Raw genomic sequence first — 23,255 nt, 5'->3', positions numbered from 1 at the left:
CAAGACTTTGACCGGACGCGGTAATTAGCCTTTGCGCCGGATTTCCGCAACTTGACGATATTTTATCCGCCGGGAAAAGCGGTGGAGACAGATACGGTTACAATTGGCCCGCGTCAGAACGCCCCCCTCGCGGGGGCCGCGGCTCAGCCCGTCTTCTTCTTCATCTGATAGACGTTTTCCACGCCGGGGAAGGTGCGGGCGCGGACGTCGGCCGCATAGGCCTTCACCGCCGCCTCGATGTCCTCGCCCATGTTGGCATAGGTGCGGACGAATTTCGGCGGCTTGGGGTTGAGGCCGAGCATGTCCTCCATCACCAGGATCTGGCCGTCGCACTCCGCCGAGGCGCCGATTCCGATGGTCGGAACAGGCACTTGGCCGGTGATCTTGGCCGCCAGCGGCTCCGCCATGCCCTCCAGGACCATGGAAAACGCGCCGGCCTCGGCGATCGCCTTGGCGTCGGCTTCGATGGCCGGCCATTCGGCCTCGGTGCGGCCTTGGGTCTTGAAGCCGCCGAAAATCTGGATGCGCTGCGGCGTCAGGCCGATATGGCCCATCACCGGGATGCCGCGCTGGCTGAGGTAGTGGACGGTCTCGGCCATGCGCTCGCCGCCTTCGAGCTTCACCGCCTGAGCGCCGGTCTCGGAGATCACCCGCGCGGCATTGCGGAACGCCACCTGCGGGCTCTCTTCGTAGGAACCGAACGGCATGTCGACCACCACCAGCGCCTTCTTGGCGCCGCGCATCACCGCCTGGCCGTGCAGGATCATCATTTCCAGCGTCACGCCGAGCGTGTTTTCCATGCCGTGGATGACCATCCCGAGGCTGTCGCCGACCAGCATCAGATCGACATGACTGTCGAGCAGACGTGCGGTGTGGGCGTGGTAGCAGGTGAGGCACACGACGGGCTGGCGGACCGCCTTCTTGGCGATGATCTCGGGCACGCTGATGCGCTTGGTGTCGACAACCGCAGACATTGGAATGTCTCCAAAATTGTGCAGTGCACCATAACATTCCCGGTGAGGCAGGGCGAGGGCATCGCGGGCGGGGAACGCCGGCCCCACAGGACGAGAGGCCGGAACGTCCACGGCCGTCATCCGGCAGGAACATGCCGTTGCGCGGGGTGTGGGCTCTTTGTTGCAAACTTGCTCTTCTAGGCGTGAAGATCTTACGATTGATCGCCCCGGCCCGCACGCCCTGAGGCAATCTGCCCGACCGCGTAGCCCGCCGGAATTGCGGCTAGGATGGACGCGGGGGTGAACCATGACTTCTATCTACGGCACGATCCGGATCGGCGAGGCGCAGGCGACCATGGCTGCGACCGGCAAGCGCCAGCGGGGCTCGCTTGTCTGGCACTGGGCGCTGATGTCCGCGCTGATCCTCGGCATGGGACTTTTGGGCACCGTTCTCAGCATCCCGGCCCGGATGGATGGCAATGTCGGTCTTGTCATCGGCATGATCGGCGGGCTGTTGATCTACACGCAGTGGTCCAAGCCGTTGACCGTCTGGCGCTTCCGCAAAACGCTGATGGCGCGCGGAGTGCCGCTCGATATCGCTCTCAGTTGGGACCTGTCCGACGATGAGATCGTCTACCGGATCGGCGATATCGCCACGCACGCGCCATGGCGGGCGGTCACCGAAATATTTCACGAAAAAGGCTGGTGGATCGTCATGGCCCAAGGCACTCCGTTGTTCGCCGCCGACCGGCTTTTCGCCGACACCGCCGCCCAGCGCGCGTTTGTCGCCGAGATCCTGTCGCATATGAGCGATGAGGCGCGGGCGCGTAGCGGCGAAGCGGTGAAGTTCGTAAGTTCAGCGGCATGAAGATCACCCATTTCACCTATCTCGTTCGCGAGTATGACGAAGCCATCGCGTGGTTCACGCGTGTGCTGGGGTTCGCATTGGTGGAAGACAGCGATCTCGGCGGCGGCAAGCGCTGGGTGCTGGTGGAACCGGACGGCGGCGGCGTGCGGCTGTTGTTGGCCAAGGCTGTCGGCGAACAGGCGGATCATATCGGACGCCAAGGCGGCGGACGGGTGTTCCTGTTTTCACAGACCGACGATTTCGCCCGCGATCATGCAACGTTCGCGGCGCGCGGGGTGCATTTCATCGAACCGCCGCGGCATGAGGCGTACGGCACCGTCGCGGTGTTCGAGGATCTCTACGGCAATCGCTGGGACCTGATCGAGCCGAAGGGGTAACCCGCGTCGTCGCGAGATCCTTTCCTTCCCCGCGGAGCCGATCTCTCACGGCCGCACGCTTTACGGATAGCGGGGAAGGTGGCGCCGACAGGCGACGGAAGGGGGAATGACGAGTTAGCGGCGGCGGTCTTCAGTCCCCCCTCCGATCGCGTCGCGATCACCTCCCCCGCTGTCCGCGCAGCGTGCCGCTCCAAAGCGTCGGCACCGCGGGGGAGGAAAGACGGGCGCTTCTGTCTCGCTTCACTCCGCCGAACAGAGCGCGACGATCACGTCGGCTTCCTGGCGCAGTTCCAGCACGATGCCGGTGCCGGGGTCTTTGCCGTTCGAATAGCGGATGGCGTTGCCGCTCTTTTCGCGATGCGGGAAGTGCTTCTTCGCTTCGATGGCGTGATCGAGCTTCTTGAAGAACTTCTCCGCCAATACCGCTTCGTCTTCGAGGCTGTCGCCGAGCCCGCGGAACGACGCTTCGGCGGTGATGGCGCCCGCTTCGATGCTGAGTTTCTCGAACGGCGCCCAATCCTCGCTCGCCGTGGCATCGACATGGCCGTAGCCGCGGCCGAACACGCGGCCGAACGCGCCGGTCGTCTTGCAGATGTCGCCGGCATGTTTCAGCACGGCAGGCTCGGGTTCTTTCGGTGCGGCGGGCGGTTTGGCAGACGCGGCGGTCAAGCCGATGACGATGGCAGTCGCAAAAATGATTGTGCGCATGGGACCCTCACTGGCCCGAATTTAGAAGCCACACCTTTCGATTTCACCAAGATTGTCATCCCCGGCCGAAGCCGCAAGGCGGCGAAAGGGATCCAGGTGCGAACAGCGAGAAAACGGCAGCGAATGAGATCATGTCCTGTCTTCGTAATTGCGCGGTGTCGATACCTGGGTCCCCTTCCTCTCGTTCCGCTCACGTTCGTTCGCGGGCCTCGGCCGGGGATGACAATCTGTTCACACCCGCCCGGTCCGGAGCGCCTTGGCCCATTCGGGACGGCCGTTGGCTTCGGCGCGCGCGGCGGCGGCATCCCAATCGTAGGCGATACGGACGATTTCGGCGGCAAAGCCGTCCTTCGTCCGCTCGATCACGGCATAGCGGGCGTGCGGCGAGCCGGTTTCCATTTTGTGATCGTGCGGCCAGTCCCAGCCATACGCCGGCAGGCCGACGCTGCCGGGATTGACCGCCAGCCGCCCGTCGGCGAGCCGCACCACGCGCGGCATATGCGAGTGACCGCACAAGATCAGGCGCGCGTCGATGCCGTCGAGGCGCTCGGCGATTTCGGCCGTTGTGGCAGGGCGGGCGCCCTCCGGCCCGACCGTCTCGAGCAGATATCGCATGTCGTCGCCCGGCCGGCCGTGGCACAGAAGAATGTCGCCGATCTGCAGCCAGACCGGCAGCGCGGCAATCCACTGCAGGACGTGGTCGTCGAGTTCGCCCAAGGCGTGGCGGTCGGACGGCCCCATCACCGCGCGGTCGTCTTCCAGAAGCTGGCGCTCGTGATTGCCGCGGATCGTGGGCAGGCCGAGCGGCATCAGCCGGGCGGCGGTCGCCGCGGGCTCAAGCGGGCCCGACAGGATGTCGCCGAGATTGACGATGGTGTCGACGCCGCGGGCGGAACAATCGGCCAGCACCGCGTCGAGCGCGCCGAGATTGCCGTGGATATCGGACAGGACGGCGAGTTTCATGCCGTAAGTTGTAGCACACGCGTTTTGATTTTGAAGGAAAACGGGTAGGTTCGGGCGAGGGAAGGACTGTCATGGCCGAACAAAACCCGCAGACCCGCTACACCGCCAATATCCAAGGCGAAGTCGATTCCGCCGCGCTCTATCGCGCGCTGGCCGACGCCGAGCAGAACCCGCAGCTCGCCGGGATTTACAAGAAGCTCGCCGACGTCGAAGACGAACATGCCGCGTTCTGGGCGCGCGAACTGGAAAAGATCGGTCACGCCGCGCCAAGCCTGAAGCCGTCGCTGCGCAGCCGCATCCTCGCCTTTATGGCGCGCCGCTTCGGGCCGGGTCTGGTGCTGCCCACCATCAACGCGCAGGAGCGGATGGATTCGGGCTCCTACGACAATCAGAGCGAAGCCGTTGCCGGCGGCCTGCCGCAGGCCGAACGCAGCCATGCCCGCATCATCAATGCCCTGGCGGGCGAAAAATCCGGTCCGCTCGAAAGCGGTACGCTGGCGCGGCTGGAAGGGCGCCATCGCGGTCTCGGCGGCAATGCGCTGCGCGCCGCGGTGCTGGGCGCCAACGACGGGCTGGTCTCCAACATGAGCTTGGTGATGGGCGTCGCGGGGGCGGTCGCCAATTCGCATGTGGTGCTGTTGACCGGCCTCGCCGGATTGGCGGCGGGCGCCTGTTCGATGGCAATGGGCGAATGGCTTTCCGTCGCCACGGCGCGCGAAAGCTTCGAACGCCAGATCGCCACCGAAGCCGAAGAACTGGCGCAGGTGCCGGAAGAAGAAGCGGCCGAATTGGCGCTGATCTATCAGGCCAAAGGTCTGCCCGAGGAAACCGCGCGCACCATGGCGAACCAGCTCATCGCCAACAAGGACAGCGCGCTCGACACCCTGGCGCGCGAGGAACTCGGCATCGATCCGTCGGAACTGGGCGGCTCGCCATGGACCGCGGCGGCGACCTCGTTCGGTCTGTTCGTCTCCGGCGCGATCTTTCCGATTTTGCCGTTCATCTTCGGCATGAGCGGCTATCAGGCCGTGCTGGCGAGTCTGGGCGTATCCGGACTGGCGCTGATGACCATCGGCGGCGCCACGGCGCTGTTCACCGGCGGCTCGATGGTGCGTCTCGCGCTGCGTTCGCTGGCGTTCGGCTACGGCGCGGCGGCGATCACCTTCGCGATCGGCAAACTGGTCGGCGTGACGGTGGGAGGCTAGGCCGCCGTCACGGCCGTGAGGTCAGATAATAGATCGCGAACGTTCCCAGCCAGTGGCCGCCTTCATAGTGTTCGCCGGTGACGAACGGCAGCGTCGCGTCGGCGTGGGCCTTGGCGGTGTTGCGCAGCGCAAGCCGGCGCGGATCGGCCGGCGGCAGCGCGCCGGCGATCTTGTCCAGCATCCAGGCGCGCGAAAGGTTCAGTCCGTCGAGATGGGCGAGGCGCGGGTCGGAGCGGTCGGTGACGACGCCGATCGGGAGCCAGCCGGTGCCGCCGTTCTTCGGAATTTGCGGCAGGAAGTGCACCAGCCATTTGGCGTAGTCCTTATGTGGCAGCACGCGCGCCATCAGCGCGGCTTCGGCGAGGCACGGACTGATGAAATCTTCGCCGCTGGGTTCATAGGCGAGCGGGCACGCAGTGTCCTTGCCGTAATAGGTGCGGGCGCGCTCGGCAATGAGATCGGCGAGCGCTTTGTCGCCGTTGGCGCGCGCGTAATCCAGCGCCAGCCCGAGCCCGAACGCCGTGTTGGTGTGCTCGCCGTTGCGGATGGGATAATGAAGTTTCGGCAGCCAGGTCTTGAGCCGTTCGGTCGCGAGCGCGGCCAAGGGCGCGAAATGCGCGCTCCAGGCTTTGCCTTGCGGGTCGTCGAAGCGGGCGAGTTCTTCGGCCAGCGCCAGCGCCCACGAAAGGCCGTACGGGCGCTCGAACGAGGCCTGGCCGGGCGTCGACAAGGCGCGCACTTCGCCTTCGATGTTCGCCGCCGTCAGGCTTTGCTCGAGCGCGGCCCGCACATCCTTGGCATAGGGCGCGTCGGGATAAAGCCGCGCCAATCGCGCCAGCAGCCAATGGCCGTGAACCGACGAATGCCAGTCGAAGCAGCCGTAGAAGGCGGGCGTCCTGAGCCGCGGCGGCGCCACTTCGGTATCGTTGTTGTAGACGAGGCCGATCTTGTTGGGGTACTCGCTGTGCACGCACTTCAGCGCCAGCGCAGCGAACTGCTCGGTACCGTGATAATCGGCATGGGCCGGAACGGCCGCAAGCAACAACGCGCCCACCGCAGCGCCAGCAAGACCCGACCAAACGCGCAACGCACCCTCCCGCGAAACCGGCTGGTGCGAAGATGGCGCTTAACCGCGCGTCTGTGAAGATGCGATGCGGGCGCGGGCGAAACGAAAAGCCCTCCGGATTGCTCCGGAGGGCTTGGCCGCGAAAGAGGAGGGGGAGGCTGCTTTCGCGGGAATTCAGACTTGGCTGGCGCCGCCGTCGGCGACGAGATCGATGCCGGTCGAATAGCTGGAGTCGTCGCTCGCCAGGAACAGCGCGGCTTTCGCCATCTCTTCGGGACGGCCGATGCGTCCGAGCGGAACGCCGGCGACGAACTGCTGGCGCGCGGCCTCGGCCGCTTTCGGATCGGGCATGATGGTGGCGAAGATCGGCGTGTCGATGGGGCCGGGGCTCAAGGAGTTGACGCGAATGCCGCGGCCTTTGAATTCCGCTGCCCAGGAACGGGCGAAGGAGCGTACCGCCGCTTTGGTCGCCGAATAGACCGCAAAACCCGGAATGCCGGCATACTGCGCGATGGAAGACGTCAGCACGATCGTGGCGCCGTCGCTCAAGAGCTTGACGGCCTTTTGGACGGTGAAGAACAAGCCTCGCACATTGACGTCGAAAATCTTGTCGAAATGCTCCGGCGTCGCGTCCGCGGTCGGTTTCAGTTCGCCGATGCCGGCATTGGCGACGAGGACGTCGATCCGGCCCTTTTGCTTGGCGACGGTGTCATAAAGCCGGTCGAGATCTTCGAGTTTGGCGACGTCGCTCTGGACGGTGGTGACGTTGCGGCCAATCTCGGTCGCCGCCTTGTCGAGTTCCGCGGCGCGGCGGCCGGTGATGAACACGTAGGCGCCCTGGGCGACGAATTCCTTGGCGATGGCGAGACCGATGCCGGTCGATCCGCCGGTTACGACGGCGATCTTGCCGTCCAGCTTGCCTGACATGGGGTGTTCCCTGTGCTTGCGGTTGCGTGACATCCCATGTGGGGAGTACAAATCGGAACTACCAGTACATACCTTTTGGTATGTGCTCATCCGGGGCACATACTTTTTGGTAGGTGGGTTTTTAGGTTCATGGGAGGCGTCGCATGCGCAAGCGCAAGAAGGTCTACAGTTGTGGCCTGGAAGCGGCTCTCGCCGTGATCGGCGGCAAATGGAAATTCCTCATCCTGTGGACGCTGTCGAACGGCGGCGCCAGGCGCTTCGGGGAACTCAGGCGCGCCGTCACCGGCATCAGCGAGAAGATGCTGATCCAGGAATTGAAGGAGCTGGAACTCGACGGCATCGTCAGCCGCAAGGACTTCAAGGAAGTGCCGCCGCGGGTCGAATACAGCATCACGCCGTTCGGCGCCGAACTTGCCATCGCCACGCGCCCGTTGTGCGAATGGGGGACGCGCCACATCCGCCGCATCGGCAGTCTTCCGACGCAGATTGCAGCGGAATAAAATAGAAAAGCCCGGAGCGATCCGGACACTCCTGTTTCAATTCAGATCAGTTCGGCACGCGAGGCGATTGTGCGTCGTCTTGCGGCACGCCTGACGTGCGCGCATTCGCAACACGTTCGTGAGTGGAAACTCGAATCGTCCCGTATTACTCTGCGTAATCTTTAGGGGGGATATGATGCCGACGACTGTTGCCGACTACACCAGCATTCTGACGAACTATAGCTGGGCCATGGGGACGAACCCCACCAGTTCGCCGGTCATCGTCACATATTCCTTCCCGACGGCGCCCTCATCCTATCTGTCCGCGACGTATTCCGCCGAAGGGGTGGCGAGCGTCAGAGCGTTCACCAGTGCCGAACAAGTCACCGCCCGTCAGGCGCTGGCGTTGTGGGCCGACATTTCCGGCATCGTGTTTCTGGAGGCGCCCGCGGGCAAGGGCGACATCCAGTTCTCGTATATCGACTTCGATCTGGTGGGCGAGAGCGGCTTTGCCGGTTATGCCTATTATCCGAGCGTTTATTCGACGGGGCAGTGGGCGCTGGGCGGCGACGTGTTCGTCAATACCCGGCTGAACATGGCGGGCGACTCGCTGCTGCACGTGCTGGTGCACGAGATCGGCCATGCCATCGGTTTCAAGCACCCGTTCGACGGCGATCCGGTTCTGCCGAAGGAGCAGGACAATTATAACTATACGGTGATGAGCTACACCTCCGGCGGTACGGCGGGGACCTCGCTCGGTACCTACGACGTCCAGGCGGTGCAACATCTCTACGGACCGCAAAGCGCCGACGGCACCGGCATCGCGAACTGGAACTGGGACGCCGTCACCGGCACATTGACCCAGGGCGGCAGCGCGGCTGCGGATACCATTCGCGGCGTCTACGGCGACAACGTGATCAGCGGCGGCGACGGTGCCGACAGCATCGTCGGCGGCTTCTGCAACAATGTCATCAACGGCGATGGCGGCAACGACAAGATTTACCTGTCGGGCGGGACCGGCACGATCTCCGGCGGCATTGGCGACGACTATGTTTCCTGCTCCGATGGGAGCTATGCGATCTCGGGAGACATCGGCAACGATACGATCATCGGGTCGAGCGGCACGGCCACCATTCACGGCGGCGACGGCGCCGACAGTATCTGGCTATGGTACGACGGCGCCTACACGGCCTATGGCGATGCCGGCGACGATGCGATCGGGGGCAGCCAAGGCGCCGACCAGCTCTACGGCGGCGACGGCAACGACTTTCTGACGGGCGGCGGCGGGAGCGATACGCTGACCGGCGGCGCCGGAAACGACAACCTGTACGGCGACGCGGGAGATGATGTCATCTCCGGCGGCGACGATGACGACACGCTGCGCGGCGGGGCCGGCAGCAACACGCTCGATGGCGGAGCGGGAACCGATACGGCTTACTTCAACGGCGCGGCGTCGGACTATTTCGTGACGACCACCGGCGGCACGACCACCGTGATCGGCACCGGCGAAACCGATACGCTGACCAACATCGAACAGGCCTGGGCCTCCGGCTCGTATAATATTTTGAGCTTGGCGCAGTTCCAGGCGCAGTCGTTCGGTACGCTGAAGGCGCTCGAATACATCGCGTCGTACAAGGATCTGATGGGCGCGTTCGGCGACAATGCCGCCTGGGGCGCCGCCCACTATTTCAACAACGGCAAAACCGAAGGGCGGGCGATCACCTTCAATGCCCTGAACTATATCTGCTCCTACGGCGACCTGATCGTCGCCTTCCACGACGACCAGCTGGCGGCGACCGAGCACTATCTCAAGAACGGCTCGTATGAAGGCCGCAAGGTTTCGTTCGATCCGCTGGCCTATGTCTGCTCGTACAACGACCTGCTGATCGCCTTCAACAACAACCAGACCGCTGCGGCGGAGCACTATATCCACAACGGCTATTGGGAAGGGCGCAAAGTCACGTTCGATGCGCTCGCCTATATCTGCTCCTACAGCGACCTGGTGGTCGCCTATCACGACGACAAGACCGCCGCCGAAGAGCACTATCTCAGGAACGGCTATTGGGAGGGCCGCAAAGTCACCTTCGATGCGCTGGCGTATCTGTGCTCCTACAGCGATCTCCTGGTCGCCTTCCACAACGACAAGGCCGCGGCGGAAGAGCACTACATCAGGAACGGCTTCTGGGAAGGGCGCAAGATCACGTTCGATCCGCTGGCCTATATCGCCTCCTATACCGATCTGATCGGCGCATTCGGTACCGACGCGGCGGCTGCGGAGGAACACTATATCCGCAACGGCTATTGGGAAGGCCGCAAGGTGACGTTCGATCCGGTCGCCTATCTTCTCAACAACACCGACCTCGGCGCTTGCGGCTTCACCGCAAAGGACGCCACCCAGCATTATCTGAATAACGGTTACTGGGAACATCGCACCACCAACGGCGCGTTCGGTTCGGAGCAGACCGTTCACGATCTCATCGGCGGTTCGGTCAACGATACCATCGGCACGTCGGGCGACAAGGATTGGTTCGGGGTTTTGCTGACGGCGGGACAGACATTCACCTTCACGCTCTCGGGCGTCGACGGCAGCAACGGCACGCTGGCCGATCCATTCCTGTCGATCTGCGATGCGCACGGCGTGCAGCTGACCTATGCCAACGACTCGACCAACCACGACGCCACGATCCGCTTCACGGCGCTGTCGAGCGGCACCTATTATCTCGTCGCCTCGGCCAACGGCACGGGTACGGGGACGTACAAACTGTTTGCGACGCCGGTCGGTTGAAGCCGGGCCATCGCCCTGGAAACGAAAAGGCCCGGAGCAGTCCGGGCCTTTTTTTTTGGGGGTATGCGCCACGCATCGCGATTGCGGTGAAATAAAGCAGTCGCACCGGGGCGCCGGCCTTTCCCGCCCCTGTTCGTGGCTATGCGACCGGTAACGTCGCGCCTCGTGGCTTGGCGCCGCATCGCCTTCGGCCGGCAATTCGTGAATTATCATATGAAAGCGCTGTCAGATAAAGCGCGCAGCGGGAGGAATGGATGCCGACGATTTCGGGCTCGGGTGCCAGCGCGCAAGGGTTGGGCTGGCAGGTCACAAACAATCCGTGGGGGTCGGGGAGCCTGACCTACGGCACGGATTACACCATGTCGATCACTTACGACGCGGGAAACCTGGCGAACCACCCGACCTTTTCGTGGTCCTATCCGGCGCTCACTGCCGCCAACCGATACACGGTCTTTGCGTATCCCGAGATCACGTTCGGAAGTTCGCCATGGTGGGGCCAATGGGCCGCGGCCGATCCGCTCGGCGTATTTCCGGTATCGCTCGCCAATCTCGCCAGTCTCGAGATCAACTACGACATCGGTCTTACCGGCTTCGCGGGCGGCCATAACGTCGCCTTCGAGATATGGCTGACCGATACGCCGAACGGCGGCTCCGCGGCCATCACCAACGAGGTTATGGTCCAGCTTCACATCGGGCCGATGTACGGCAGTTCGGCCGGCGCCGGCACCTTTTCGAGCGGAACCTATACCGGGACGATCTACAACAACCTCAATTGGGCCAGCGGCTGGACGTTCACGGTGGTCCAGCCCGGCACGACGCAGCCCGGTGCCGACGCCTTGAGCGGCTCTTTCGATCTCGCCGTGCTGCTCACGCAGTTGAAGGCGCAAGGTCTCGTCAAGGGCAACGAATATATCGCCGGCCTCGAGTTCGGTGCCGAAGTCACGGCCGGAACCGGCTCGATGACCTTCAACAAGCTGGAATACGACGTCACCCTCAATAGCGGACTGACGACGATTTTGGGCGGCACCACGGGCAGGGCCGGCAACGACCGTATCCAAGGCAGCAACGACGCCGATACTCTCACCGGATTGGCCGGAGACGACCAGCTCTACGGCTTCGGCGGCAACGATACGTTGCGGGGCGGGGCCGGCAACAACACGCTCGATGGCGGCGACGGTACCGATACGGTGGCGCTGGCGGGCAAGCCCGGCGACTATTTCATCGAGACCGCTACGGATGGCACCTTGACGGTGATCGGGGCGGGCGAGACCGACACGCTGAAGAACATCGAACAGGCGTCGTTCGACGCGACCGGCCAGACGCTGTCGTTGGCAGCGTTCCAGAGCCAGTCGTTCTCGACGCTGCAGGCGCTGGAATACATTGCGTCGTACAAGGACCTGATGGGCGCTTTCGGCGACGATGCGGTGTGGGGTGCGCGGCACTATTTCAACAACGGCAAGGCCGAAGGGCGGACGATTTCGTTCAACGCGCTGAACTACATTGCCTCCTATGGCGATCTGATCGTCGCGTTCCATGACGACCAGTTGGCGGCAACGGAGCACTATCTGAAGAATGGTTCCTACGAAGGGCGGAAAGTGACCTTCGATCCGCTGGCGTATGTCTGCTCGTACAGCGACCTTCTGATCGCCTTTCACGACGATAAGGCAGCAGCGGCGGAGCACTACATCCGCAATGGCTATTGGGAGAACCGCAAGGTTACGTTCGATGCGCTGGCCTATGTCTGCTCGTACGACGATCTGGTGATCGCTTTCCACAACGACAAAACGGCCGCCGAAGAACACTACATCCGTAATGGCTATTGGGAAGGCCGCAAGGTCACGTTCAACGCGCTGGCCTACATCGCGTCCTACACAGACCTAATCGGTGCGTTCGGTACCGATGTGCAGGCGGCCGAGGAGCACTACATCCGCAACGGCTTCTGGGAAGGCAGGAAGGTGACCTTCGATCCGGTGGCCTATCTCATCAACAACACCGATCTGGGGACGTGCGGCTTCACGGCGGCGGATGTCACCGAGCACTATCTCAAGAACGGTTACTGGGAGCACCGCACCACCAACGGCGCGTTCGGCTCGGAGCAGACCAATCACGATCTCATAGTCGGCGGTTCGGTTACCGATACGATCGGAACGGCTGGCGACAAGGATTGGTTCGCGGTTTCGGTGACAGCCGGACAGACCTACACCTTCACGCTCTCGGGCGTGGATGGCGGCAACGGCACCCTCGCCGATCCGTTCCTGTCAATCTGCGATGCGCACGGGGTTCAGCTGACGTATGCCAACGACTCGACCAACCATGACGCGGTGATCCGCTTCACGGCGCTGTCGACCGGCACTTGCTATCTCGTCGCTTCGGCCAATGACACCGGGACCGGCAGCTACAAGCTGTTCGCCACCGCGGGCGGCTGAAGCAACCCTTCGCTCACAAACGAAAAAGGCCCGGAGCGATCCGGGCCTTTCATTTTGAACGGCTGCGGCCGGGGCGTTCCGCTAGAGACCAAGCTCCGTCAGACCCGGATGGTCGGCGGGGCGCGGTTTGGTGCGGTCCCAATGGAATTTGCGCTCGTCCTCGCGGATCGGCCGGTCGTTGATGCAGGCGAGGCGGCGGCGCATCAGACCGTTCTCGGCGAATTCCCAATTCTCGTTGCCGTACGAGCGGAACCAGTTGCCGGAATCGTCGTGCCACTCATAGGCAAAGCGGACGGCGATGCGGTTCTCGGTGAAGGCCCATAGCTCCTTAATCAAGCGGTACTCGAGTTCTTTCGCCCATTTGTGCGTCAGGAACCGGACGATCTCGGCGCGGCCGGTGACGAACTCCGCGCGATTGCGCCACGCGCTGTCGGACGTATAGGCGAGCGACACCCGTTCGGGATCGCAGGAATTCCAACCGTCTTCCGCAGCGCGAACTTTCCGCACGGCGGTTTCTTCGGTGAAAGGCGGAAACGGCGGGCGAGGTTCGTCCATGCACAACTCCTATGACCAACCCCATTTAGCCGATGCGCGCCGGCGTTCAAGTCCGCGACCCGCAAAAGAGCCACGCATCGGCCGAAAAAGAAAATGGCCGGGACGAACCCGGCCATTTCCATATGCATTGCGAAGAAACGTGCGCCTTACTCTTCGACGGCTTCTTCGGTCTCTTCGCCGTCTTCGGCAGGACCGGCGCCTTCTTCGAAGACGTCTTCGGCCGCCACCACGACTTCCTCTTCGGGAGTCTTCTCGGCGAGCACGTCTTCACCGCGCGCCTGGCGCTCGGCTTCGTCCTCGTTGCGGGCGACGTTGATGGTGACCGGCACCTTCACTTCGGGGTGCAGGATCACGTTCACCGGAACCAGACCGATGGTCTTGATCGGCTTGTCGAGCGACACCTGACCGCGAGCGACGGTGAAGCCGCCCTTGGTGATGGCGTCGGCGATGTCGCGCGGGGAGACCGAGCCGTAAAGCTGGCCGCGGTCGCCGGCCTGACGCAGCAACGCGAAGATCTGGCCCTTCAGCTTCGTCGCAACCGCCTCGGCGTCCTTCTTGCGTTCGAGGTTGTTGGCTTCGAGCTGCGCCTTCTGGGTCGCGAAATATTCGCGGTTCGCCTTGGTGGCGCGCAGGGCCTTCTTCTTGGGCAGGAGGAAGTTACGGGCGAAGCCGTCCTTCACCTTCACTTCGTCGCCCATCTGGCCGAGCTTTTCGACGCGTTCGAGCAGGATGATTTGCATGAGTGCCTCCTACTCGATCACGTAGGGCAGCAACGCCATGAAGCGGGCGCGCTTGATGGCCTTGGCCAGCAGACGCTGCTTCGAGGCGGAAACCGCCGTGATGCGGCTCGGAACGATCTTGCCGCGCTCGGAGATGAAGCGCTGCAAGAGCTTCACGTCCTTGTAGTCGATCTTGGGGGCGTTGGCGCCCGAGAACGGGCAGGTCTTCTTGCGACGGAAGAAGGGACGGCGCTGGCCGCCGGCTCCGCCATGACCACCCTCGCGGTCGCCGCGATCGCGGCGTTCGCCGCCGCCGGAATGTCCGCCAAAGCTCATTGTGCGGTCTCCTCTTTCACGGTTTCGCCTTCCGGCTTCGCATCGCTGCGATCGTCACGGCGCGACTTCGACGACACTTCGAACGCTTCCACCTTCACGGTGAGATAGCGCAGCACGTCTTCGTTGATCTTGAGCTGACGCTCGAGCTCGATGACGGCCTTGGCCGGGGCGTTGATGTTGAGGAGCACGTAATGCCCCTTGCGGTTCTTCTTGATGCGGTATGCGAGGCCGCGGAGGCCCCAGTATTCCTGCTTCTCGACCTTGCCGCCTTCGCCTTCGACGATGGTTTTGAGGTGTTGGGCAAGGGCGTCAACCGCCTGCGCGCTGATATCCTGGCGCGCGATCAGGAGATGCTCGTAAAGAGCCATGTCCCGTTCCCTTGTTCGGACTGCGGTGCGCATCTAGCCGGGTGAGCTGTCGCGCATTGGCTCGCAAGAACGCCGGACCATCCGGCTTGCCTATGTAGGCTGGGAAAAATTTCCCAATCCGACCAGGATCTTGCGACCGCAATCGTGAGCGCGGGCGTATACAGGAAAGGGGCGGGAGGGGCAAGGAGGTGGGGGCGTTACCCAACGTCATCTGGCTCCTAAACAATACAAATGCAATTCTTGCGACAGTTGTGGATGCGCAAGGCACGGGGGGGGGCAATGCCACAGACGGTTACAACCAAGGGTGGAGCAATCCTGGTCGAAGGCAGTAATGGTGCCAACGGATCGTCCGGTCCTGCACAGAATGGGGGGCCGCGGAAGCCGGCAGCGCGGCAACGTATTCTGGGCCTCCCGTCTTCAGTTCAAAAAATATGTCAACGATTGGCGCCTTGGGCGGCAATGGCGGGATAGGCGGCGGCCTTCCGCCGTATACAGACGGATTTACCGGTGGACCCGGTGGGGGCGGCGGCGATGCCTCGGTGAGCACCAGTTTTCAGCACGATGGCGACCTGACCTTCGGTATCAGCAGTTACGGGGGAGGCGGCGGTACCGGTTGCGCCGGGAAAGGCAGCGGCGGCGATGGCGGCAGTGCTTTGGCGATACTGAGAGACTCAAAGATAACGGGAATTTCCAAATACAAAGACCAGTACGGCAGAGATGAGCCCACCGTAACAGTTCAGGTGATTGCATACGGTGGAAATGGTGGAGGGCCGGAATATGGAGCGGCTGGGGGGCGGGGCGGCGGGGTCGAACTCGACGTTGTAAACAATACCTTTGTCTATTCGCCATCGGGTGGCAGCCTCCGTCTGGACATCGCTGGGTTTGTCGGACAAAGCGCCAAGTCTGATGTAAGTCAGCCGGATCCCGATCAGACCGCCAGGCTCGCATTCACGGACAACAGCTTCGTGGGAGGCGCCGGCGACGACACGCTCGACATCGACTCGGGGACAGTTACGAACCCAGCGAACCCCAATCTCCATGTCTTGGCCACGTCGTCCGGCAACACATTCGACGGCGGCGACGGATGCGATACCCTAACCCTCCATTGGTATGCGGCGGATTACCAAGTCCAGTCGACCGATGACGGGTTTGTCGTCACGGACATTAAAAGAACTCCTGGTATCAGCATTTTGCTGAAGAATGTTGAGAGTATCCGTTTCTGGGATGCCACCTATTCGCTGGCGCAGCCGCTGCAGCCTCCGAAAATTATCAATGCGGCCGCCAATGGGAGTGCGACGCCGCTTTCTCTCTTCGGTGGATCACTGAACAACGCCGTCGTGAGCGGCGATCTTTCGGCGGCGCATCCGGCGGCCTACTACACGTTCACGCTCGATTACGATACCGAGATTACCTGGCAGGTCGCGTTGAAGGACGATCCTTCGATTACGCGGACCTTCACGCTCGACTACAGCGCAGGCCGGAATACGATCGAAGTCCTCGATGATCACGGCTATACCGCCGGCGAATCCTATGTCGTCACGGTAAAAAGCAGCAAGCGGACAGGCGTCGATGCAGCGCGGGACATCGACAAGATCGCTTCCACCCTGGGCCAGGAGATTGCATCGGGGCAACTCGACGCCGCCGATCTGGTGAATACGCTCCTCAAGGAAGTCGGCAGCAAAGACATCGTGCCGCTCGCCGAAAAGCTGAACGGCATCATCAGCAAGGCCGGTTACGGCATCGATGCAGTGTTTCGTACGGCCGACATCCTCAATGCCAGCGACAGAACCCGCGAATTCATCGTGCAGCTTGCAGACTTTTGCGCCTTGATGGGCGCCGGTGGTGTTGGTGCATTTGCCGGTGCGCTTGCTGGCGTTCCCTTCTTCGCTCAGACGCTCGGCACCTCGATCGAAATCGGGATGGTCGGCGGGCGCATCGCCGGCCAGTGGCTCTATCAGAAGACGGCCAGTAATTACATCAAATGGAAGGTGGCGAACTGGTACGACCAGTATGCTTCCCAGCATTCGAGCAGTGCTTCGATGATCGCCTTGTTCGGTTCGAACGCTGTGGCCGAGACACTGACCGAACCGAAGACGATTGCCTTCGATGCCGGCTGGTATCTCGCCACCTATGCGGATGCCCGCGCCGCGGTTGCATCGGGTGCATATGGTTCGGCCTTGCATTATTACCTCACCAAGGGCGTCCAGTTGGGCGAGGCGCCGAACGCCACATCCGGCGTGATTGCGGCATCGGATTTGGCCTATGCTCCGTCGTCGTATACCAACTGGCAATCGCGCGGAGGCGTGTTCGAAGTCGCGCTCGGTGCGATGGTGGGCGATGGTGCCTCCACCGACGAGATGAAGCTTCTTGCCGATATCAAGACGTTGCGGACGGCATCGATAGTCGCCGATGCGGAATTGTTCGCAGCCGCCAACCGAAAGGCGATGGACTTGGCGCAGAATTACGCCCGCGATGCGATCGTCAACCAAGCCTATGGCGGCGACGACTGGGCGCAGACCTGGAGCAACGGCAAATCCTTCGCCGATGGCCTTGCTGCGCTGCTGGGAGTTACCTCGAATGGTGTCATGATGGCGGTCGCTTCGGAGGGGCAGAGTGCCGACGAAGTCTGCAAAACGCTGAAAAGTCGTTTTGCCGATTTTTCCAAGATGGTTGCACTGAGCAATACGCGGATTGGTATCGCGGAATACGGCGGTGTCTGGGTGGTCATTCTTGCCGATGGTACGGCTAAGGCCGCAGCAGCGCTAGACAGTGGCACCAATACGGTCACCCGTTCGGGAACGGAATACGCCGACGACCTAACCCTCGGTAGTTGGAACGGCACGTTATACGGTAAGGGGGGCGACGATAGTCTGACCGGCAGCCCGTACGACGACTTCATCAGTGGCGGCACCGGCGACGACACGCTTCGCGGCGGCCTCGGCACCAACACGCTCGATGGCGGCGCCGGTACCGATACGGCGGTGCTCGCAGGACTGGCGTCGGATTATCTGGTGACGGCCAACGCTAACGGCAGCACGACCATGGCCGGTGCCAGCGAAACCGATACGCTGACCAATATCGAAAAAGTTACATTTGGCAGCGGCACCGGTCAGACCGTGATGCTGATGGATCTCCAGGCGCAATCGCTCTCGAAGCTGCAGGCCCTCGAATATATCGCGTCCTACAAAGATCTGATGGCCGCATTCGGCGACGATGCGGTGTGGGGTGCCAAGCACTATTTCAACAACGGCAAGAGCGAAGGGCGGGCCATCACCTTCAACGCGCTGAACTATCTCTGCTCCTATGGCGATCTGATCGTCGCCTTCCATGATGACCAGTTGGCGGCGACGGAGCACTATCTGAAGAACGGCTCGTACGAAGGCCGCAAGGTGACCTTCGATCCACTGGCCTATGTCTGCTCGTACAGCGACCTGCTGATTGCGTTCCACGACGACAAGGCAGCAGCGGCGGAGCACTACATCCGCAACGGCTATTGGGAGAACCGCAAGGTCACGTTCGATGCGCTGGCGTATGTCTGCTCGTACGACGATCTGGTGGTCGCCTTCCATAACGACAAGACGGCGGCGGAAGAACATTATATCCGCAATGGCTATTGGGAAGGGCGGAAGGTCACGTTCAATGCGCTGGCCTACATCGCGTCCTACACGGATCTGATCGGTGCGTTCGGTACCGATGTGCAAGCCGCGGAGGAGCACTACATCCGCAACGGCTTCTGGGAAGGCCGGAAAGTCACGTTCGATCCGGTGGCCTATCTCATCAACAATACCGATCTGGGGACTTGCGGCTTCACCGATTCTGATGCGGCCATGCACTATCTCAAGAACGGTTACTGGGAACACCGCACCACCAACGGCGCGTTCGGCTCGGAACAGACCAATCACGATTTGACGGTTGGCAGCAGTGTGACCGACACCATCGGCACCACGGGCGACAAGGATTGGTTTGCGGTGAATGTCACGGCCGGCCAGACCTATACCTTCACGCTCTCCGGCGTCGACGGCGGCAACGGCACCCTCGCCGATCCGTTCCTGTCGATCTGCGATGCCCGCGGGGTTCAGCTGACTTATGCCAACGACAGCACCAACCACGACGCGGTGATCCGCTTCACGGCTTTGTCGACCGGCACATGCTATCTCGTCGCTTCGGCCAACGACACGGGCACCGGCTCCTACAAGCTGTTCGCGACGGCAGGCGGCTGAGGGCGGTCTTCCGTCAGAAACGAAGAGGGCCTGGAGCGATCCGGGCCCTTTTTTGATCTGACTGCCGGCAGGGCGCCGACGTGTCGTGGAAAATGGAGATTGGAGCAAGGACCGACGAAGAGGTGCGCCAATCATGCCAAGATGTCGCGATTACCCACGTTCCAGACGAGCGAAATTTACCAGCGATCATGAGTTGAGTTCTGGACGAATGATAATTGTCGCAGCTTGTATAGTTCTACTTGCACTTACATAGACCCAATCGCAGCGTGCGAACTGTACTGTGCTGTACTGATTTGGAATCTCGGCGGGCACATATTGTATTGAGTTTAATTTTAAGGGGGGAGTGATGACCGGTACTTTCACCAACAACGGTGGCGGCGCTTATACCTTCGATGTCTCGGACTCGACGGCGCCGATAACGACCAGCGACACCTTGGTCCCTGTGGAAAAATACCTGATCAAGGAGAGCTCTTACAAAACCGTGCCCGGCTACACCGAGTACATCAGTCCCGGCCGCTACGTTAATCACGTCTGGCAGGATCCGATCGTCATCAAACACCCGGCCCGGAAAGTCCTGATTCCGGCCACCTACGGAACGCGGGGCGGGTACCATGAATTGAAGATCTCCACCGCCACCACCTCGACAGGCACGTATGGGCAGCCGCAATGGACCGAGCAGACCAAGCTGTTCACGGTGCCCGAGCCGAATATCAAAAGCCTGAAGGTCATCGGCTCCAGCAAGAGCGACAGGTTCGATCTCAGCCGGCTGGCATGCAGCATTTCGATCAACGGCGGTGCCGGAGACGATGTTCTGATGGGCGGCACCGGCAGCGACACGTTAACCGGCGGGTCGGGCAACGACACCCTGAGCGGCGGTTCCGGCAATGACACGGCGTGTTTTTCGGGCGCCTCTTCGGCCTATAAGATTTCGGTCAGCGCGGACGGCAGCCTGGTCATCTCCAATGCCGCGGAAGGCACCGACAAGCTGGAGGGCATCGAAACCCTGCAGTTCAGCGATAAGACGATCTCCGTCAGCTCGCTGACCAACAATCTCGTGATTACCGGAACCTCCGCCGGCGAAACGCTAACCGGCACCGCGGCCGATGAATCGCTCTATGGCTATGGCGGAAACGACGTCCTCAACGGTGGGGCGGGTGCCGATGCGCTCTACGGTGGCGATGGCGACGACACGCTGACCGGCGGAGCCGGCAACGATACGCTGAGCGGCGATGCGGGCAGCGACACGGCGTGTTTTTCGGGCACCTATGCGTCCTATACGGTCACACTCAACACCGATGGCAGCCTGATCGTGTCGGGCGGCAGCGACGGCACCGACCGTCTGACCGGCATCGAGAATTTGAAGTTCAGCGACAAGACGGTTTCCGTCAGTTCGCTGTCCACCACGCACCTGATTACCGGCTCGTCGGCGAACGATACGCTGAACGGGACCTCGGGCGACGAAACGCTCTATGGCTATGCCGGAACCGACGTCCTGTATGGCGGGGCGGGCAGCGATACGCTTTACGGCGGAGACGGCGACGACACGCTGTGGGGGCAGGACGGCAACGACGTCCTCGACGGCGGCACCGGCAACGACTCGCTGACCGGCGGCAACGGCGACGACGTGCTCTACATCTCGGCTACCAGCCACGACCGCATCGACGGCGGTGCCGGCAACGATACGGTCGTTTTGCCTTGGAGCAGCAAAAACAGCACTTTCCAGTGGGGCATCTCGAACGGGACGCTGTTCACCAATTTCCGGGCAAGCAACGACACCGATACCAACTACAGCAGCGTCAGCAACGCCGAGGTGCTGCAGTTCACCGATCGCACGATGGGGCTCGTGCTGGGCGGCAACGGGGTTGCGACGCTCACCGGCACGCTCGGCGCCAATATCATGATCGCGTCCACGGATACCGTGGCCATGATCGGCGGCTCCGGCAGCGACAGCATCATGGGAATCTGGTCGCGGGACGACAACATCCGCGGCATGGACGGTGACGATTACATCTGCGGTTTCGACGGCAACGATACGCTGGAGGGCGGTGGCGGCAACGACCAGATCGACGGCGGCGTCGGGACGGACACGGCCGTGTTTTCCGGCGCTCGCGGGTCTTATACCCTGACGAAATGGTCGAACGGCGACATCGCGGTTTCGGGCGCCGACGGCAACGACACCCTGTCCAACATCGAAAATCTCCAGTTCTCCGACCAGACCGTTGCGGCGGCCGACATCGGCAATACGATCAGCGGTACCGCGTCCGGTGAAACCCTGAACGGCGGTGCCGGCAACGACTCCATTTACGGCTACGCCGGCAACGACAGCCTGAATGGCGCCGCCGGCAACGACGAACTCTATGGCGGCGACGGTAACGACACGCTCTGCGGCGGGACAGGCGATGACTCGCTCGACGGCGGCGCCGGCATCGACACCGTCAGCTATAGCGATGCGACCAGCAGCGTGGTGGTGTTCGTGAACTCGTCCGGGACGGTCGGCGGCGGGCTCGGCGCCGATTCACTCGCGAACATCGAGAACCTGACCGGCTCGAACTACGCCGATTTCCTCTTCGGCGATGAAGGCAATAACGTCATCAACGGCGGTCTCGGCGACGACTGGCTGACCGGCAATGGCGGCGACGACACCATTATCGGCGGCGGCGGAACCGATTTCGCCTGCTATTTCGGGGCCTCGTCCGGCGTCAACGTCGATCTTACGATCTCGACCGCACAGGATGTCGGCGGCGGAGAAGGCAAGGACCGGCTGGTCGACATTCACAACCTTTCCGGATCGTCTTACGGCGACACGCTGACCGGCGACAGCGAGACGAACGTGTTCTTCGCCGGCGAGGGCAACGACACGGTCCGCGGTCTCGGCGGCACGGATTGGCTCAATGGCCAAGACGGCGACGACATGCTCAGCGGCGGCGACGGCGACGATCTGCTCAGCGGCGGCGACGGCAATGACACGCTCGACGGCGGCGCCGGCACCGATGTGGCGATGTTCGCAGGATCGGCGACCGACTATATGGTCGTTGCGAACGCCGACGGCAGCTATACCGTGACCGGCGCGGGCGAGACCGACACGCTGACCAATATCGAGGCGGTTTCGTTCGACGCTTCCAAGCAGGTGATGACGCTGGCCGATTTCCAGGCCCAGGCATTCAGTCCGTTGCAGGCGCTGGAATACATCGCGTCGTACAAGGATCTGATGGGGGCGTTCGGCGACGACGCGAAGTGGGGCGCCAAGCACTATTTCAACAACGGCAAGGCCGAAGGGCGCAAGATCACCTTCAGCGCGCTGAACTACATTGCGTCGTACGGCGATCTGATCGTCGCCTTCCATGACGATCAGTTCGCAGCGACCGAGCACTATCTGAAGAACGGCTCCTACGAAGGCCGCAAGGTTACGTTCGACCCGCTGGCGTATGTGTGCTCGTACGGCGACCTGTTGATGGCTTTCCATGACGACAAGGAGGCGGCGGCGGAGCACTACATCCGCAACGGCTACTGGGAGAACCGCAAAGTCACGTTCGATCCGCTGGCCTATGTCTGCTCGTACAGCGATCTGCTGGTGGCTTTCCACAACGACAAGACCGCGGCCGAAGAACACTATATCCGCAACGGCTATTGGGAAGGGCGCAAGGTCACGTTCAATGCGCTGGCCTATATCGCCTCCTACACCGATCTGATCGGCGCGTTCGGCACCGATGCGGTGGCGGCGGAGGAGCACTACATCCGCAACGGCTTCTGGGAAGGGCGCAAAGTCACCTTCGATCCGGTGGCCTATCTCATCAACAACACCGATCTGGGGACGTGCGGTTTCACCGCTTCTGATGCGGCCATGCACTATCTCAAGAACGGCTATTGGGAGCATCGCACCACCAACGGCGCGTTCGGCTCGGAACAGACCAACCACGATCTCACGGTCGGCGGCTCGGTCACCGATACGATCGGCACATCGGGCGACAAGGATTGGTTCGCGGTGAACGTCACGGCCGGCCAGACCTATACCTTCACGCTGTCGGGGGCCGACAGCGGCAACGGCACGCTGGCCGATCCGTTCCTGTCGATCTGCGACGCGCGGGGCTTGCAGCTCACCTATGCCAATGACTCGACCAACCACGACGCGGTGATCCGCTTCACGGCGTTGTCGACCGGCACGTGTTATCTGGTGGCGTCGGCCAACGACACCGGGACCGGCACCTACAAGCTGTTTGCCACGGCAGGCGGATGAGATTGTCCGTCCGAACGTATCGATAGGTTTTTTGAACCAGGAGCGGGCCTTAAGGGCACCGGGGGA

At 62.3% G+C, this 23,255-nt stretch carries 16 protein-coding genes and 1 pseudogene; 8 read left to right on the top strand and 9 right to left on the bottom strand.

Going from position 1 to position 23,255, the window contains the following annotated elements; all coding sequences use genetic code 11:
- Window positions 1-143 precede the first annotated feature (143 nt).
- Window positions 144-974, bottom strand: coding sequence for a 3-methyl-2-oxobutanoate hydroxymethyltransferase (gene panB / locus FHS84_RS08015; RefSeq protein ID WP_166932730.1), 831 nt, complete (start codon window positions 972-974; stop codon window positions 144-146).
- A 286-nt stretch (window positions 975-1,260) separates the two neighbouring features.
- Between panB and FHS84_RS08010 the strand changes: the two genes are divergently transcribed.
- Both FHS84_RS08010 and FHS84_RS08005 read left to right on the top strand, forming a co-directional pair.
- Entirely contained in the window at window positions 1,261-1,821 is a 561-nt protein-coding gene (locus tag FHS84_RS08010) for a hypothetical protein (RefSeq protein ID WP_166932727.1), read from the top strand.
- Window positions 1,818-2,198, top strand: coding sequence for a VOC family protein (locus FHS84_RS08005; RefSeq protein WP_166932725.1), 381 nt, complete (start codon window positions 1,818-1,820; stop codon window positions 2,196-2,198). Before FHS84_RS08010 ends, FHS84_RS08005 begins: the two co-directional genes overlap by 4 nt.
- 240 nt (window positions 2,199-2,438) lie before the next feature.
- On the opposite strand, the gene FHS84_RS08000 is transcribed toward FHS84_RS08005, so the two are convergent.
- Both FHS84_RS08000 and FHS84_RS07995 read right to left on the bottom strand, forming a co-directional pair.
- Window positions 2,439-2,906 (bottom strand): hypothetical protein, encoded by a 468-nt coding sequence (locus FHS84_RS08000; protein ID WP_166932722.1) that lies wholly within the window; start codon window positions 2,904-2,906, stop codon window positions 2,439-2,441.
- 231 nt (window positions 2,907-3,137) lie between these two features.
- Window positions 3,138-3,869: a metallophosphoesterase family protein gene (locus FHS84_RS07995; protein WP_166932719.1), complete on the bottom strand. Its 732-nt coding sequence runs from the start codon at window positions 3,867-3,869 to the stop codon at window positions 3,138-3,140.
- A gap of 71 nt (window positions 3,870-3,940) precedes the next feature.
- Here FHS84_RS07995 and FHS84_RS07990 point away from each other — a divergent pair, with 71 nt between their 5' ends.
- On the top strand, window positions 3,941-5,074 hold the full coding sequence (locus FHS84_RS07990; RefSeq protein WP_166932717.1) for a VIT1/CCC1 transporter family protein: 1,134 nt from the start codon (window positions 3,941-3,943) through the stop codon (window positions 5,072-5,074).
- Window positions 5,075-5,081: 7 nt separating this feature from the next.
- On the opposite strand, the gene FHS84_RS07985 is transcribed toward FHS84_RS07990, so the two are convergent.
- Window positions 5,082-6,161, bottom strand: coding sequence for a DUF2891 domain-containing protein (locus FHS84_RS07985; protein WP_166932713.1), 1,080 nt, complete (start codon window positions 6,159-6,161; stop codon window positions 5,082-5,084).
- A 153-nt stretch (window positions 6,162-6,314) separates the two neighbouring features.
- Entirely contained in the window at window positions 6,315-7,067 is a 753-nt protein-coding gene (locus tag FHS84_RS07980) for an SDR family NAD(P)-dependent oxidoreductase (RefSeq protein WP_166932710.1), read from the bottom strand.
- Window positions 7,068-7,210: 143 nt separating this feature from the next.
- Here FHS84_RS07980 and FHS84_RS07975 point away from each other — a divergent pair, with 143 nt between their 5' ends.
- From FHS84_RS07975 to FHS84_RS22060, 3 genes are all read left to right on the top strand, one after another.
- Window positions 7,211-7,567: a winged helix-turn-helix transcriptional regulator gene (locus tag FHS84_RS07975; RefSeq protein ID WP_166932707.1), complete on the top strand. Its 357-nt coding sequence runs from the start codon at window positions 7,211-7,213 to the stop codon at window positions 7,565-7,567.
- A 175-nt stretch (window positions 7,568-7,742) separates the two neighbouring features.
- A complete protein-coding gene (locus FHS84_RS07970; RefSeq protein ID WP_166932704.1) occupies window positions 7,743-10,331 on the top strand; it encodes a matrixin family metalloprotease in 2,589 nt (862 codons plus the stop codon).
- Between the two features lie 254 nt (window positions 10,332-10,585).
- Window positions 10,586-12,757, top strand: a complete 2,172-nt coding sequence (locus FHS84_RS22060; protein ID WP_166932702.1) for a pre-peptidase C-terminal domain-containing protein — start codon at window positions 10,586-10,588, stop codon at window positions 12,755-12,757.
- Between the two features lie 81 nt (window positions 12,758-12,838).
- On the opposite strand, the gene FHS84_RS07960 is transcribed toward FHS84_RS22060, so the two are convergent.
- The 4 genes and pseudogenes from FHS84_RS07960 to rpsF all read right to left on the bottom strand — a co-directional run.
- Window positions 12,839-13,312, bottom strand: coding sequence for a nuclear transport factor 2 family protein (locus tag FHS84_RS07960; RefSeq protein ID WP_166932700.1), 474 nt, complete (start codon window positions 13,310-13,312; stop codon window positions 12,839-12,841).
- A 146-nt stretch (window positions 13,313-13,458) separates the two neighbouring features.
- Window positions 13,459-14,052 (bottom strand): 50S ribosomal protein L9, encoded by a 594-nt coding sequence (rplI, locus tag FHS84_RS07955; RefSeq protein ID WP_166932698.1) that lies wholly within the window; start codon window positions 14,050-14,052, stop codon window positions 13,459-13,461.
- A 9-nt stretch (window positions 14,053-14,061) separates the two neighbouring features.
- On the bottom strand, window positions 14,062-14,367 hold the full coding sequence (gene rpsR, locus FHS84_RS07950; protein ID WP_166932696.1) for a 30S ribosomal protein S18: 306 nt from the start codon (window positions 14,365-14,367) through the stop codon (window positions 14,062-14,064).
- Between the two features lie 41 nt (window positions 14,368-14,408).
- A pseudogene (gene rpsF, locus FHS84_RS07945) lies at window positions 14,409-14,735 on the bottom strand (30S ribosomal protein S6); the annotation flags it as partial.
- A gap of 965 nt (window positions 14,736-15,700) precedes the next feature.
- On the opposite strand from rpsF, the gene FHS84_RS22220 reads away from it, so the two are divergent.
- Together FHS84_RS22220 and FHS84_RS22055 are read left to right on the top strand one after the other, a co-directional pair.
- The gene (locus tag FHS84_RS22220) at window positions 15,701-18,955 is read left to right on the top strand and encodes a pre-peptidase C-terminal domain-containing protein (RefSeq protein ID WP_166932690.1); all 3,255 of its coding nucleotides are present in this window, start codon (window positions 15,701-15,703) and stop codon (window positions 18,953-18,955) included.
- Window positions 18,956-19,301: 346 nt separating this feature from the next.
- Window positions 19,302-23,189, top strand: a complete 3,888-nt coding sequence (locus FHS84_RS22055) for a hypothetical protein (RefSeq protein WP_166932688.1) — start codon at window positions 19,302-19,304, stop codon at window positions 23,187-23,189.
- Window positions 23,190-23,255 lie beyond the last annotated feature (66 nt).

Source organism: Rhizomicrobium electricum, from assembly GCF_011762045.1.
GTDB lineage: Bacteria > Pseudomonadota > Alphaproteobacteria > Micropepsales > Micropepsaceae > Rhizomicrobium > Rhizomicrobium electricum.
This window is presented reverse-complemented; position numbering and strand designations above follow the sequence as displayed.

Coding starts and splice junctions, on each gene's coding strand:
- FHS84_RS07960 (WP_166932700.1), bottom strand. CDS start 13,312: ATGGACGAACCTCGCCCGCCGTTTCCGCCTTTCACCGAAGAAACCGCC.
- FHS84_RS07990 (WP_166932717.1), top strand. CDS start 3,941: ATGGCCGAACAAAACCCGCAGACCCGCTACACCGCCAATATCCAAGGC.
- panB (WP_166932730.1), bottom strand. CDS start 974: ATGTCTGCGGTTGTCGACACCAAGCGCATCAGCGTGCCCGAGATCATC.
- FHS84_RS22055 (WP_166932688.1), top strand. CDS start 19,302: ATGACCGGTACTTTCACCAACAACGGTGGCGGCGCTTATACCTTCGAT.
- FHS84_RS07980 (WP_166932710.1), bottom strand. CDS start 7,067: ATGTCAGGCAAGCTGGACGGCAAGATCGCCGTCGTAACCGGCGGATCG.
- FHS84_RS07970 (WP_166932704.1), top strand. CDS start 7,743: ATGCCGACGACTGTTGCCGACTACACCAGCATTCTGACGAACTATAGC.
- FHS84_RS22060 (WP_166932702.1), top strand. CDS start 10,586: ATGCCGACGATTTCGGGCTCGGGTGCCAGCGCGCAAGGGTTGGGCTGG.
- FHS84_RS08010 (WP_166932727.1), top strand. CDS start 1,261: ATGACTTCTATCTACGGCACGATCCGGATCGGCGAGGCGCAGGCGACC.
- FHS84_RS08005 (WP_166932725.1), top strand. CDS start 1,818: ATGAAGATCACCCATTTCACCTATCTCGTTCGCGAGTATGACGAAGCC.
- FHS84_RS07975 (WP_166932707.1), top strand. CDS start 7,211: ATGCGCAAGCGCAAGAAGGTCTACAGTTGTGGCCTGGAAGCGGCTCTC.
- FHS84_RS08000 (WP_166932722.1), bottom strand. CDS start 2,906: ATGCGCACAATCATTTTTGCGACTGCCATCGTCATCGGCTTGACCGCC.
- rpsR (WP_166932696.1), bottom strand. CDS start 14,367: ATGAGCTTTGGCGGACATTCCGGCGGCGGCGAACGCCGCGATCGCGGC.
- rplI (WP_166932698.1), bottom strand. CDS start 14,052: ATGCAAATCATCCTGCTCGAACGCGTCGAAAAGCTCGGCCAGATGGGC.
- FHS84_RS07995 (WP_166932719.1), bottom strand. CDS start 3,869: ATGAAACTCGCCGTCCTGTCCGATATCCACGGCAATCTCGGCGCGCTC.